We start from the raw sequence: 13,342 nt of genomic DNA, 5'->3' as shown, positions 1-13,342 counted from the left end.
AGCCTGGCATGATAGACGCGCGCCAAACGGCGGTCTACGAAGGGATGTTGAAAAGGAAATCGCGCCGGGCGATAAACGACAAAGGGCTGAGCGCATAAGCTCAGCCCTTTGTCGTACGGCTTTTACCGCTGACCGCTAGACCATCACTGCTTCGCCACCTGCTGCTGCGGCACATCCTTCACAGCCGCACTGGCCACAGTGGCACCGGATGCGGGCGCCGCTGCCACCGGCGCATCCGAGGCCGCACCATCCGCGCCCCAACCACCGCCCAGCGCGCGAATCAGGTTGACCGTCGAGACTGCTTGCGTGCCTTCCAGATGACTCGCCTGCAACTGCGTCTGCAACACTTGCCGCTCGCTGTCGATCACATCCAGATAGCTCACCTGCCCTTCCTGATACTGCGTCTGCGACAGGTGCGAAGCGCGCTGCGAGGCGTTGACCGCGTCGTCCTGCGCCTGAATCTGGTCGTCGAGCAATCGCAGATCGGAAAGGTTGTCTTCGACTTCCTTGAAGGCCACCAGAACCTGCTGACGATACTGCGCGACATCTTCGTCGTACTTACTGCGCGCCTGGGCCAGATTGGCCTTGCGACGGCCACCGTCGAACAGCGGCATCGTCAACGCCGTGCCGGCGAACGGTCCGAGCAGGAACGTCCGGCTCGACCACATGAACAGGTCAGCCAGCGTGACCGATTCAAACCCGGCTGCACCGGTGATATCAAGCTTCGGGAAGAATGCCGACTTCGCCAGCCCGACCCGCGCATTGGCCGCGGCCATCGCGCGCTCAGCGGCCGCCACGTCCGGACGGCGCTCCAGCAACGCCGACGGCAAGCCCGGCGGCACGCGTGCGGTGACCGGCGCGAGCGGCGTTTCCGGGAACGAGAAGTTCGCCGGCGCCTTGCCTAGCAGGATCGCGAGGCTATGCTCGGACGCCGCGCGTTGACGTGCCACGCCCACCGCATCCGCACGCGCACTCGCCAGTTCGTTACGAGCCTGCGCCAGATCGAGTTCGCTGATATCGCCTTCGTTGAAGCGCCGCTGGATCAGCTTCAGCGTGTTTTCCCGCAAGGTTACCGTCTGACGATACAGGTCCTGGTCGGTATCGAGTTCGCGCAGCTGGAAATAGTTCTGCGCGACATCCGCCTGCAAGGCCAGTTGTACCGAACGGAACAATGCTTCGCTCTGCTGCGCATCGGCCTGGGTCGCGTTCACGTTCGAGCCGACCCGTCCAAACAGATCCGTCTCGTACGACACCGTGCCCTGTGCGCGCCACAACGTCGTGGTTTCCGGACCATTGCTCTGCGGCAGGAACTGCGAAGCCGGCGACAAGGTTTCGCGCGTCGGTCCAAAACCGGCATCGAGTTTCGGGAACCAGTCGGAACGGGCGGCCTGCAACGACGCCCGCGACTGCTGCACGCGTGCCGCTGCGGCCTTCAGGTCCTGGTTGGCCGCTGCCGCCTGCTGCTCCAGATCGTCGAGCGTCGGGTCGCCGAAGACGCGCCACCATTCGCCGCGATGCGCGTCGTCGGCAGGTTGCGCCGGCTTCCACGTGCCGGCGTCCTGGGCCGAGATGACCGGCGCTTCCTTGAATGCCGCCGACGTGTCGACGTCCGGACGCTTATAGGTCGGCTCCACCGAGCACGCTGCGAGCAGCGCTACCAGCAAACCGCTCGCCGCCGCCCGGCCCCACCCTGGTAATGATTCAAACCGTTTCATTGTTTTTCTCCTCAAGCGTCCGTGACCGGCAACGCATAGTGCGGCGAGTCTTTTTGCGCGACGTGAATCTTGCCGCCGGCGAGCGTACGCAGTACCACGTAGAACACAGGGGTCAGCATCAGGCCGAACAGCGTGACGCCGAGCATGCCGAAGAACACCGCGATCCCCATCGCGTGACGCATCTCCGAACCCGCCCCGCTCGACAGCACCAGCGGCACCACGCCCATGACGAAAGCGATCGACGTCATCAGGATCGGGCGCAGCCGCATGCGGCTCGCTTCGATAGCCGCCGACAGCGGCGTGTGTCCGTCGTGTTCGAGTTCGCGAGCGAACTCGACAATCAGAATCGCGTTCTTCGAGGCAAGCCCCACCAGCACCATCAAACCAATCTGCGTGAAGATATTGTTGTCGCCATGCGTGAGCCAGACCCCGGTCAACGCCGACAGCAAGCTCATCGGCACGATCAGGATCACGGCGAGCGGCAGCGTCAGGCTTTCATACAGCGCCGCCAGCACCAGGAACACCAGCAGCACGCTGATCGGGAACACCCACATACCCGCATTGCCGGCGATGATCTGCTGATACGTCAGGTCGGTCCATTCGAGCTTCACGCCACGCGGCAAGGTTTCTGCAGCTACACGTTCGGCTGCGGCCTGAGCCTGCCCCGAGGAGAAACCGGGCGCCGGTCCACCGTTGATGTCGGCCGCCGTATAGCCGTTGTAGCGCACCACCATTTCCGGACCGAAGGTCGGCGTCACCGTCACCAGCGACGACAGCGGCACCATGTCGCCAGCCGCATTGCGCGTCTTCAGTTGCCCGATGTCGTCGGCACGCTGACGGAACGGCGCATCGGCTTGCACGCGCACCTGGTACACCCGCCCAAAACGGTTGAAGTCGTTCACGTACAGCGAGCCCAGATAGATCTGCATGGTGTCGAACACGTCCGTCACCGGCACACCCAGTTGCTTGGCCTTGACGCGGTCCAGATCCACATTCAGTTGCGGCACGTTGATCTGATAGCTCGAGAAGGTCGGTCCCAGTTCGGGCGTGGTCGCGGCCTTCTTGATGAACGCTTCCGTCGCCTTGTTCAACTCGGCGTAACCCAGCGCGCCGTGATCCTCCAGCTGCATCTTGAAGCCGCCCAGCGTGCCGAGACCCAACACCGGCGGCGGTGGGAACACGGCCACGAACGAATCCTTGATCGCGCCGTACTGCTGGTTCAATGCACCCGCAATCGCACCAGCGGAAAGCGCCTTGTTGCCGCGTTCCTTGAACGGCTTGAGCGTGACGAACACGATCCCGGCGCTCGAACTATTGGTAAAGCCATTCACCGAGAGGCCCGGGAACGCCACCGCGCTTTCGACACCCGGTTGCTTCAGCGCAATCGAGCTCATATCGCGGATCACCTTCTCGGTCCGGTCGAGCGAAGCACCGTTGGGCAACTGCGCAAACGCGATCAGGTATTCCTTGTCCTGCGCCGGCACGAAGCCGCCCGGCACGATACGCGTGATCAACACCGTCGCGCCGAGCAAGATGGCATAGACCGCCAGCATGCCGCCCTTACGCCGCAACACGCCGGTCACACCTCGCCCATAGGCGCTCGAACCACGGTGGAACACCTTGTTGAAGCCCTTGAAAAAGCGGCCCAGCACGCGATCCATCACCCGTGTCAGGAAGTCCGGCTTCGCGCCATGGCTGCGCAGCAGCATCGCAGACAGCGCCGGCGACAGCGTCAACGAATTGAAGGCCGAGATCACCGTCGAGATCGCGATGGTCATGGCGAACTGCTTGTAGAACTGGCCCGTCAAACCGGTCATGAACGCGAGCGGCACGAACACGGCGACCAGCGTCAACGCAATGGCGATAATCGGCCCGCTCACTTCCTGCATGGCCTTATAGGTCGCATCGCGCGCACTGAGCCCGCTTTCAATATTCCGCTCGACGTTCTCCACCACCACGATCGCATCGTCGACCACGATCCCGATCGCCAGCACCATCCCGAACAGCGACAGCGCATTGATCGAGAAGCCAAACGCGAGCAGCAGCGAGAAGGTCCCCACGATCGACACCGGCACCGCGATCAACGGAATGATCGATGCACGCCACGTCTGCAGGAACACGATCACCACGATCACCACCAGTGCGATCGCTTCGAGCAGCGTGTGAATCACGGCCTCGATACTCGAACGCACGAACTGGGTCGGGTCGTAGACGATCTTGTAGTCGACGCCCGCCGGCATGTCTTCCTTCAGTTCCTTCATCTGCTCGCGCACCTGATCCGAGATCTGCAGCGAGTTCGCACCCGGAGCCTGGTTGATCGCGAGCGCCACGGCCGGTTTGTTGTCCAGCAGCGAACGCAGGCCGTATTCCGATGCAGCCAGTTCGATGCGCGCGATGTCGCGCAAATAGGTTACGGCACCATCCGGCGCGGTCTTGACGACGATGTCGCCGAACTCACCCGTGGTCTGCAAACGGCCGCGCGCATTCACCGACAACTGCAGTTGCGTGCCCGGCACCGAAGGCGATGCGCCAATCACGCCGGCGGCCACCTGAATGTTCTGCTCGCGGATCGCATTCACGACATCGGTCGCCGTCAGGCCGCGTTGCGCCACCTTTTGCGGATCGAGCCAGACGCGCATGGCGTAGTCACCCGAGCCCCACAACTGCACTTCGCCCACGCCCTGGATACGTTCGAGCCGGTCCTTGACGTTCAGCAGCGCGTAATTGCGCAGATACGTCATGTCGTACTGATTGTTCGGCGAGATCAGGTGGACCACCATCGTGAGCGTCGGCGAGCTCTTGATGGTCGTCACGCCCAGACGCTGCACGTCGTCCGGCAGGCGCGGCAACGCCTGATTGACGCGGTTCTGCACCAGTTGCGTCGCGAGGTCCGGATTGGTGCCGAGCTTGAACGTCACCGTCAAGGTCAGGTTGCCGTCGCTATTCGCTTGCGACTGCATATACAGCATGTTTTCGACGCCGTTGATCTGCTCTTCGAGCGGCGACGCCACGGCTTCGGCAATCACTTTCGGATTGGCGCCCGGATACTGCGCATGCACCACCACCGAAGGCGGCACCACTTCGGGGTACTCGGAGATCGGCAGCTTGAAGAGCGAAATCACGCCCGCCAGCAGGATCAGGACCGATAGCACGCCCGCAAAGATCGGCCGGTCGATGAAGAATTTAGATATGTTCATGAGAGGCTCTTGAAATTGAAGCGCGGGGAAGCGACGCGCAAAAAGCAACCGTTAAGCACGCGGCTCACGAGCTCTTCTGCGTTTTCGCATGGCCCTGCGTCTGTGCGACCGAGGCGCTGTCCGCAGCGTCGTCGCCGTTCATTGGCACCGCGTGCGCGCGCACGGTCTCGCCCGGACGCACACGTTGCGTGCCGTTGACGACGATCCGGTCGCCGCTTTGCAGGCCTGACTTGACGACCCGCAAATTGCCCTGCATCGCGCCCAGCGACACCTCGCGGTAAACGACCTGATCGCTCTTGTCGACCACGAACACGAACTTCTTGTCCTGATCGGTGCCGACCGCGGCATCGTCGATCAGCACCGCCGTGTGCGGCGCGCTACCACTCACCTTGATACGCGCATAGAGGCCCGGAATCAGCATGCCGTCCTGATTGTCGAAACGTGCGCGCACGCGGATCGTGCCGGAGGAGGTATCGAGCTGGTTGTCGACCGAATCGATCACGCCGGTGCGCGAATAGCCCGCTTCGTCGGCAAGACCCAACTGCACCGGCACCTTGGTGCCGTCTTTCTCGCGACCGATGTATTGCAGATAGGTCTGCTCGTCGGCATCGAACGAGGCGTAGATCGGTGAGACCGACACCAGCGTCGTCAGCGGCGGCGAACTGGCGCCCGCCGAGACCACGTTGCCCACGGTAATTTCAGCCCGCGACACGCGCCCCGCCACCGGCGCGATCACCTTGGTATAGCCCAGGTTGATCTGCGCGGTTTCGAGCGCGGCCTGCGCGGCCTTGACGTTGGCGCTCGCGCCGCGCGCGGCGTTCTGCTTCTCGTCATAGTCGCGTTTGGCGATGGCGTTATCGCCGATCAGACGTTGCGCGCGTTCCCAGTCGCTCTGCGTATAACCGGCCTGCGCCTGCGCCGCCGCCAGTTGCGCCGCGGCGCGGTCCACTTCCGCCTGATACGGGCGCGGATCGATCACGAACAGCGTGTCGCCTTTCTTGACGAGCGCACCGTCCTTGAAATCCACCGAAACGATCGTACCCGACACCTGCGGACGCACCTCGACTTTCTCCACCGCCTGCAGGCGCCCCGAATAGCTTTGCCAGTCGGTGATGGTTTTCTCGATCACCGCCGCCACGTCCACTTCCGGCACGATGGTCGGCGCGGCCTGGGCAGGCGCGCTGGCATCGACGCGAATTGCGCCGAAGGTCCCGAGCCCGGCGATCACGACAACAGTCAGTACGGCTAGCGCCAGACGATGGCGCTTGGTAGAAAAAATAGACATGAACAGCTCCCGAGTTTTGATAGTTAGTAGGATTGAAATCGGTTTATCGGTGGGCGCGGGCGTCGAAACGCCACTGGAAGAAGCGCACGGCTTCCTGCAGCGCGGGCGCATGATCGGCCAGCGCCGCATGCGAGACGCTCGGATAACGCACCACCTGGGTCAGCACGCCTGCATCGATCAGGTTGCTGGCATATTTTTCGGCTTCGACGTGCAGCACATCGTTTTGCGCGGTCGCAATCAAGGTGGCCGGCAAGCCCGCCAGACGCGACGATTCGAGCGGCGCGGCATACGGATGCATGCGCTGCGAAGCCTGCGGCAAATACGCGCGATAGCAGGCCGCGCACTCCTTCGCGGTGATATCGGAGCCGAGCCGCTGTTCGTCGCCAAGGCGCGTCAGACTCGGGTCCAGCATGGGTCCGAACAACGCTTGAGCGCCGATCCGGACGTCGCCGCGATCGCGCGCGATAAACGCGAGGCAATTGGCAAGCTGGCCACCCGCGTCGTGTCCCGCGACGCCAATATGTTTCGTATTGCCACCGAACGCCCGTGCCCGGGTCTGTACCCACAGCGCCGCACGGTGCGCATCTTCGGGCGCGGCGGGAAACGGAAACTGCGGCGCCAGCGAATAACCCACTGACACGACGAGCGCCGGTAAATGCTCTGCGAAATAGCGCGCGGCGAAGTCGGCGTCGGCGAGCGAACCGCGCACGAAGCCACCGCCATGAAAATAAAGCAGTACGGGTAGCGCACTTTTTGCGGCCGGGCGATACAAACGCAACATGATGTCCTGCGCGTGCCCCTCGATCGTCACGTCGGTCACGTCGAGTGACGCGCGTGCCGCCGGTGCATCCGCCGCCTGCACGACGTCAGACGGCACAAATGAGGAGTACGGCGGTTTGAATGCATTCATATCGGACAGCGCAAGAGCTTCATTACTGGAATGGTGCGAATTGTGGCTTCGGCAGACTCCTAAATAAATGCCTATAATCCGGCAACACAATTCGGCATGCCCCAACAATCGAATCCGCGCCCCGGTCAAACCGGGCTAATCCTCGCCCAGTCGATTGGCATTGCGGGCCGCCCGCCCCTTTTGGAGGTCAGCCATGGACCGTCTTCAGGCCATGCAAGTGTTCACCCGTGTCGTCGACACGAATAGCTTCACCCGTGCCGCGGAAACGCTCGATCTGCCGCGCGCCTCGGTCACCACCATCATCCAGAATCTCGAATCGTTCCTCGGCACGCGTCTCATGCATCGCACGACGCGCCGCCTGTCGCTCACGCCGGACGGCGCCGCGTACTACGAGCGCTGCGTGCGCATTCTGGCGGATGTCGAGGAGACCGAAGCCAGTTTCCAGAGCGGCAACAAGAAGCCGCATGGCAAGCTGCGCATCGACATGCCGGGCTCGATTGGGCGGCTGCTGGTGATCCCGTCCCTGTGTGAATTCCATACGCGTTACCCGGATATCGACTTGCAACTCGGCCTGACTGACCGGCCCGTCGATCTGTTGCAAGAGGGTGTCGATTGCGTGGTGCGCGTCGGGGCGTTGCAGGATTCGTCGCTGGTAGCGCGCCGCATCGGCATCTTCGAAGGGGTGACGTGCGCGGCGCCGGCTTATCTGCAGAAAAACGGCACACCGCAAACGCTCGAAGATCTCCAGTCGCACAGTGCCGTCAATTATTTTTCGAGCCGCACAGGGCGCATCATGGACTGGTCCTTCATGGTTGACAGCAAGGAAATCGAGGTGAAAATGAAGGGCACGGTGTCGGTCAACGACGCCGACGCCTATGTCACCTGTGGTCTCGAAGGCTTCGGCCTGATCCAGCCGGCCCTTTTTATGGTGCTGCCGCATTTGCAGTCGGGCCAACTGGTCGAGGTACTGCCCGAACTCAAACCGCTGCCCATGCCGATTTCGGCGGTCTATCCTCACAGCCGCCATCTGTCGCCCAAAGTGCGCGTGTTCGTTGACTGGATTGCGGAGTTATTCGACCGTTGCCCGTTGCTGAGCGGTCGCTGCAGCCTCGATACGCCTTGCTCGAAACGCACTTTCGAGGAGCGCGAATCGGCGCCGGGGCTCGATACACCGGTAATTACGGAGTGGGTCGCCTGATCCGCCCCGCAATACGAAGTACTGCAATCGCGGCCCGTGTGCCGCGATTGTTCTGAAATCACGATAATTCATTTCGTTGAACGACGATTTATCCGCCGGTCGTCAAAGCCTACATTTCACCCTGTCGCAGCGCTGCTACGCGCCGCAAACGAATCGACAGGAGTGAATCATGAAACGCAATCTCTTCGCAGCAGTTGTTCTCTCGCTCGCCGTCAGCGCACCGGCGTTTGCAGGCGGTGGCGGTGGAATCGGCCATGCCGGTACATATGGTCAGACGTCAGTGGGCCGCAGCCACGTGACGCGTGCGGACGTGAAGGCGGAAATCGCTGCGTCGTATCGCGAAGGCACGCTGCCCGCACTGAACAAGACCACTTATCCGAACCTGAGTCTCGAAGGCCAGCGCCAGGCCGCACGTTTTGCCGCCGATGGCCAAAGCAACGAAGGCACAGCGAGCCTCGCGCGTGGCGAATAATTGAAGAATGCAGGAGTACATCATGAGCCCATCAGAACTCGATCACTGGAATAGCGACACCCCTGTGTGGATTCCATTCCGTCCGGCGCAGCAGTAAGCGGACAGACAAGCGGCGTGAAAAAAGGCGCGCGTGGCGATCGTGGATCGTCGCGCGCGCCCGCGTGTTTCGTGCTACGAATCACTGTTGAGGCACGCCTTCGCGCCACTGGTTCCAGTGCGTCACAATCTGCTGCACAAGTGGATTGCCGGCGAGAAACAGGTTGCTGATCGCAATCGTAAAACCCCCTTGCGCTGCGTAGTTCAGCAGATTATCTGCGCTCGTCTGGCCCGCATACGGCCGGTCGAAATCGGAGCCCGCGCGCAACACCGCGACCCGGTTGAGGTCGACGCGATGCACGCTCGCCGCGCGCGTCAGCGCTTCATAAGTCGCGTTGTCTTCCTGCTGCGTCGTGCAATACACGCCTTTGCCGTCGGTCAGAATTTTGGTCCAGTCGCGCGCGCGCTCGCCGAGCAGCGTGCCCGACCACCACGTGTCGCCCGCGAGCGTATCGCACTGAATCACCGTTGGCGGCAAATCAGCCGGCGCGTAGCCATAGCGGGCACGCGCCGCTTGCGCCTGCGCGTTGTCCGTCAGCGTGACGTTGCGCGATAACGCAAACGCAGCGTCGGCGAGTTGCGTATTGAGCTGGAACACTTCGGTGCGATAGTCCAATGGTGGCTTCTGCGTGGGATTCTGCGTATTAATGCCGAGATATCCGGTGTTCCAGTTCGGCGGAATTTCACGACCATCGATTTCCCACTGAATGCCGAAGTCGACCAGATACTTCGCCCACGCGGCCGACCCCACCGTGCCGCGCATCGGATCGATGCCGGCGATCCCGGCCACCATGAAATAGGTGTGCCGCAGATCGAAGCGCGGCGAGAAGGTCAGCGCCATGATCGACGCGGCGGCGTTCGCATGTCCCATGCCGGTGGTCATCACACAGACGTCCTGCCTGTTGCAGTTAACCGCGGGATAATCAGGCGACAGTCCATCAACCGGAATACTCTGCCAGGGCCCGAGATGATCGAGCCAGACCTGCCCTTCCGGGCCAAACATCGAAATGATCACGACCTTGACGGGGCGTCCATGCGAGGCGTCTGCGCCTGGCGTCAAGGTGCCGTCATCAGCCTGGGCCGGGGCAGTCGATACCGCTGCGCACGCCCCAAATGTCAACGCGGCGCTTGCCGCAAGAATACGAGTCAGCATCGGTGTCCTTCCTTTTTCGGTTACACGGATTGGGAGGGCTTCACTGCCTGCGGAGCGGACCGGCGCAAAGCCTGGTGGAGCGGCACGTTCCCCTTGGCCCGTGAAGTCTGCTCCAATATCGAATATGCTTCAACACCGTATGCGCCATGGCTGATTCACGCCGTTCGCATCGCGCCCGATTATCGAAGACGCGTTGATCAACGCGATCTGCAATCTGCATCACTCACAGGAGCAGGACCATGGACTATGTGAAACTCGGCCGCACGGGCCTCGATGTCTCCCGACTTTGCCTCGGTTGCATGAGTTACGGCGCGTCCGATCGCGGCAACCATCCGTGGACGATTGGCGAGAGCGAATCGCGTCCGTTTATCAAACAGGCCCTCGATCACGGCATCAACTTCTTCGATACGGCCAACGTCTACTCCGACGGCACCAGTGAAGAGATCGTCGGCCGTGCGCTGAAGGACATGGCCAAGCGCGACGAGATCGTGCTTGCGACCAAAGTCCACGGCCGCATGCATGCCGGTCCGAACGGCATGGGCCTGTCGCGCAAGGTCATCATGGCGGAGATCGACGCGAGTCTGAAGCGACTTGGCACCGACTACGTGGACCTGTATCAGATCCACCGCTGGGACTACGCCACGCCAATCGAGGAAACCATGGAGGCGCTCCATGACGTCGTGAAGGCGGGCAAGGCGCGGTATATCGGCGCGTCCTCAATGTACGCGTGGCAATTTTCCAAAGCGCTGCATGTGGCCGAACAACACGGCTGGACCCGCTTCGTGACGATGCAGAATTACGTGAACCTGTTGTACCGCGAAGAAGAACGCGAGATGCTGCCGCTGTGCGAAAGCGAAGGGATCGGCGTGATTCCCTGGAGCCCGCTCGCGCGCGGCCGCCTCACGCGCGACTGGAACACCAGCAGCGCCCGTTCGGAGACCGACGAATTCGGTCGTTCGTTGTACGCACAGACGGAAGACGCGGATCGCCGCGTCGTCGAACGGGTCAGCGAAATTGCAGCCAGTCGCGGTGTGCCGCGCGCTCAGGTTGCCCTCGCGTGGGTGCTGCAAAAGAGCGTGATCAGCGCGCCGATTGTGGGCGCCACCAAGGCGCATCATCTGGACGATGCCGTCGCGGCGCTTTCGCTCAAACTCAGCGCGGACGAAGTGAAGCAGCTAGAGGAACTGTATGTGCCGCATGCAGTAACAGGGTTCAAATAAGCACCCGGCCGCGTAGCAGGGTCGCGGGCCTCGTCAAGCGTCAACGCGTCAATACGCTCACGCGAGGCCCCCGCAGCATCATGCGTCAGGTGACGAAGTGCCGCGTTGCTCGCGCGGCACTTCCGGTTCGAAGAACACCCAGCGCACTTGCGGGAAGGTCGCCTGCAAGTCCGCTTCCACCACGTTGATGGCGTCGACCATCGCACGGCCGCTGGGATACTCGATCATCTCCGCCTGCACCGCGACCACCACGTCGCGGCCCCATTGGAGCGTGATGATATTGATGATGCTGCGAATCTCGGCACGCGCCAGCAAATGCGCTTCGATGGCGCGCCGCACTTCCGGACCCGCCGATTCGCCGACGATCATCGACTTCACCTCGCGCGCCACCAGCCACGCAATCACCATCAGCAGCAGGCCCACGCCGATCGAACCGAGCGCGTCGTACAGCGGCTTGCCGGTGATCATGGTCAGCAGCACCGCAACGAAGGCGATGGCAAGGCCGAACAATGCGGCGATGTCTTCGCCCGCGACCACCAGCAGGTCCGATTCGCGCGTTTCACGAAACCAGCGCCACATGGACTTGTCCGGATGGGTCTTGCGTATCTCCTTGACCGCCCCTGCGAGCGACAACGATTCGAGCACCACCGAGACCCCGAGCACGATCAACGCCACATAGGCATGGGAAAGCGGCTCGGGTTCGAACAGACGGTGTAGTCCCTCATAGACGGAGAAAGCCCCGCCGACAAAGAACAGCAGCAAGGCCACCAGCAGCGAATAGAAGTTGATCTCGCGACCGGCGCCCATGGGATGCAGCGGGCTCGGCGGTTTGCGCGCCTCGCGCAGGCCGAATAGCAGCAAGAGCTGGTTGCCGCAGTCGGCCGTGGAGTGAATCGCCTCGGCGAACATCGAACCGGACTGCGAAAAGATCGCAGCGGCAAACTTGCACACTGCGATCCCGAGGTTGGCGGCGAGCGCGTAAAGGATGGCTTTCGGCGATTCCTCTTTCGTCTCCGTCATTTACGCGACCTCGACACGCGGCGCACCGTCCCGCATTTCGCCGATCACGGTCGCGCTATTGAAGCCGTCCGCGCGGAAAATCGCCAGCACGTCGTCGACGCTATCGGGCGTGCAGGAGACCAGCAGGCCACCGGAGGTTTGCGGATCAGTGAGCAGCGCCTGGGCGATTGCAGGAAGCCCGGCGCCCAGCGCAATGCTCTCGCCATACGAAGCCCAGTTGCGTCCCGACGCGCCGGTAATCACGCCGGCCGTGGCGAACGCTTCGACGCCCGCGAGCCAGGGCAGATCCGCGTAGCGCAAATGAGCGCTCAAGCCCGCGCCACGCGCCAGTTCCAGCGTATGACCGAGCAGGCCGAAGCCGGTCACGTCGGTGAGCGCATGCACGCCCGGCAAGGCGGCGAGATCCGTACCCGGACGATTGAGCTTGGTGGTGTTGGCGATCATCGCCGCATAGCCCGCGTCGTCGAGCTGGTTCTTCTTCAGCGCCGCGGACAGCACGCCCACGCCCAGCGGTTTGCCGAGCACCAGCACGTCGCCGGCCCGAGCCGACGCATTGCGTTTGATGCGCTGCGGGTGAACCAGGCCCAGTGCGGCGAGGCCATAGATCGGCTCGACCGAATCGATCGAATGACCGCCGGCCACGGGAATGCCCGCCTGAGTGCACACATCTTCGCCACCGCGCAGGATGGCGGCGATGACATCGTGCGGCAAGACGTTGATCGGCATGCCGACCAGCGCGAGCGCGAGAATCGGCTTGCCGCCCATCGCGTAGACATCGGACAGTGCGTTGGTCGCCGCAATGCGGCCGAAGTCGTACGGATCGTCGACGATCGGCATGAAGAAGTCGGTGGTGGCGATAATCGCCTGCTCGTCGTTCAGGCGATAGACGGCGGCATCGTCAGCGGTTTCCGTGCCCACCAGCAGGTCGGGAAAGGCCGGCAGCGGCACGCTGCGTCTGAGCAGATCGGACAGCACGCCGGGCGCAATCTTGCAGCCACAGCCGCCGCCATGCGAGAGACTCGTGAGGCGCGGCACAGCAGGATTTGAAGCAACGTGATCGGTCATGGCGAGTCAGG

At 62.6% G+C, this 13,342-nt stretch carries 10 protein-coding genes; 3 read left to right on the top strand and 7 right to left on the bottom strand.

Features of this window, described 5'->3' with window-relative positions; all coding sequences use genetic code 11:
• Positions 1-143: 143 nt before the first annotated feature.
• The 4 genes from P3T43_RS19675 to P3T43_RS19660 all read right to left on the bottom strand — a co-directional run bounded on the left by P3T43_RS19675 (position 144) and on the right by P3T43_RS19660 (position 7,107).
• Positions 144-1,715: an efflux transporter outer membrane subunit gene (locus tag P3T43_RS19675; RefSeq protein ID WP_429282710.1), complete on the bottom strand. Its 1,572-nt coding sequence runs from the start codon at positions 1,713-1,715 to the stop codon at positions 144-146.
• Between the two features lie 11 nt (positions 1,716-1,726).
• Entirely contained in the window at positions 1,727-4,912 is a 3,186-nt protein-coding gene (locus P3T43_RS19670) for an efflux RND transporter permease subunit (protein WP_429282709.1), read from the bottom strand.
• Between the two features lie 64 nt (positions 4,913-4,976).
• Positions 4,977-6,197, bottom strand: coding sequence for an efflux RND transporter periplasmic adaptor subunit (locus P3T43_RS19665; protein ID WP_429282708.1), 1,221 nt, complete (start codon positions 6,195-6,197; stop codon positions 4,977-4,979).
• A gap of 43 nt (positions 6,198-6,240) precedes the next feature.
• Complete coding sequence (locus P3T43_RS19660) at positions 6,241-7,107, bottom strand: alpha/beta hydrolase (protein ID WP_429282707.1); 867 nt, start codon at positions 7,105-7,107, stop codon at positions 6,241-6,243.
• 193 nt (positions 7,108-7,300) lie between these two features.
• On the opposite strand from P3T43_RS19660, the gene P3T43_RS19655 reads away from it, so the two are divergent.
• Positions 7,301-8,305 (top strand): LysR family transcriptional regulator, encoded by a 1,005-nt coding sequence (locus tag P3T43_RS19655; RefSeq protein WP_429282706.1) that lies wholly within the window; start codon positions 7,301-7,303, stop codon positions 8,303-8,305.
• A 169-nt stretch (positions 8,306-8,474) separates the two neighbouring features.
• Positions 8,475-8,777, top strand: coding sequence for a DUF4148 domain-containing protein (locus tag P3T43_RS19650; protein ID WP_429282705.1), 303 nt, complete (start codon positions 8,475-8,477; stop codon positions 8,775-8,777).
• Between the two features lie 178 nt (positions 8,778-8,955).
• Here P3T43_RS19650 and P3T43_RS19645 read toward each other — a convergent pair whose 3' ends face one another.
• The gene (locus P3T43_RS19645; protein WP_429282704.1) at positions 8,956-10,026 is read right to left on the bottom strand and encodes a purine nucleoside permease; all 1,071 of its coding nucleotides are present in this window, start codon (positions 10,024-10,026) and stop codon (positions 8,956-8,958) included.
• A gap of 239 nt (positions 10,027-10,265) precedes the next feature.
• Here P3T43_RS19645 and P3T43_RS19640 point away from each other — a divergent pair, with 239 nt between their 5' ends.
• Positions 10,266-11,246 (top strand): aldo/keto reductase, encoded by a 981-nt coding sequence (locus P3T43_RS19640; RefSeq protein ID WP_429282703.1) that lies wholly within the window; start codon positions 10,266-10,268, stop codon positions 11,244-11,246.
• 78 nt (positions 11,247-11,324) lie between these two features.
• Here the strand turns inward: P3T43_RS19640 and P3T43_RS19635 are convergent, their stop codons facing one another.
• The gene (locus tag P3T43_RS19635) at positions 11,325-12,266 is read right to left on the bottom strand and encodes a cation diffusion facilitator family transporter (RefSeq protein WP_429282702.1); all 942 of its coding nucleotides are present in this window, start codon (positions 12,264-12,266) and stop codon (positions 11,325-11,327) included.
• The gene (gene selD / locus P3T43_RS19630; RefSeq protein ID WP_429282701.1) at positions 12,267-13,331 is read right to left on the bottom strand and encodes a selenide, water dikinase SelD; all 1,065 of its coding nucleotides are present in this window, start codon (positions 13,329-13,331) and stop codon (positions 12,267-12,269) included.
• Positions 13,332-13,342: the final 11 nt, after the last annotated feature.

Source organism: Paraburkholderia sp. GAS41 (genome assembly GCF_050436545.1).
Taxonomy (GTDB): Bacteria; Pseudomonadota; Gammaproteobacteria; order Burkholderiales; family Burkholderiaceae; genus Paraburkholderia.
This window is presented reverse-complemented; position numbering and strand designations above follow the sequence as displayed.

Coding starts and splice junctions, on each gene's coding strand:
- selD (WP_429282701.1), bottom strand. CDS start 13,331: ATGACCGATCACGTTGCTTCAAATCCTGCTGTGCCGCGCCTCACGAGT.
- P3T43_RS19650 (WP_429282705.1), top strand. CDS start 8,475: ATGAAACGCAATCTCTTCGCAGCAGTTGTTCTCTCGCTCGCCGTCAGC.
- P3T43_RS19655 (WP_429282706.1), top strand. CDS start 7,301: ATGGACCGTCTTCAGGCCATGCAAGTGTTCACCCGTGTCGTCGACACG.
- P3T43_RS19660 (WP_429282707.1), bottom strand. CDS start 7,107: ATGAATGCATTCAAACCGCCGTACTCCTCATTTGTGCCGTCTGACGTC.
- P3T43_RS19670 (WP_429282709.1), bottom strand. CDS start 4,912: ATGAACATATCTAAATTCTTCATCGACCGGCCGATCTTTGCGGGCGTG.
- P3T43_RS19675 (WP_429282710.1), bottom strand. CDS start 1,715: ATGAAACGGTTTGAATCATTACCAGGGTGGGGCCGGGCGGCGGCGAGC.
- P3T43_RS19665 (WP_429282708.1), bottom strand. CDS start 6,197: ATGTCTATTTTTTCTACCAAGCGCCATCGTCTGGCGCTAGCCGTACTG.
- P3T43_RS19640 (WP_429282703.1), top strand. CDS start 10,266: ATGGACTATGTGAAACTCGGCCGCACGGGCCTCGATGTCTCCCGACTT.
- P3T43_RS19635 (WP_429282702.1), bottom strand. CDS start 12,266: ATGACGGAGACGAAAGAGGAATCGCCGAAAGCCATCCTTTACGCGCTC.
- P3T43_RS19645 (WP_429282704.1), bottom strand. CDS start 10,026: ATGCTGACTCGTATTCTTGCGGCAAGCGCCGCGTTGACATTTGGGGCG.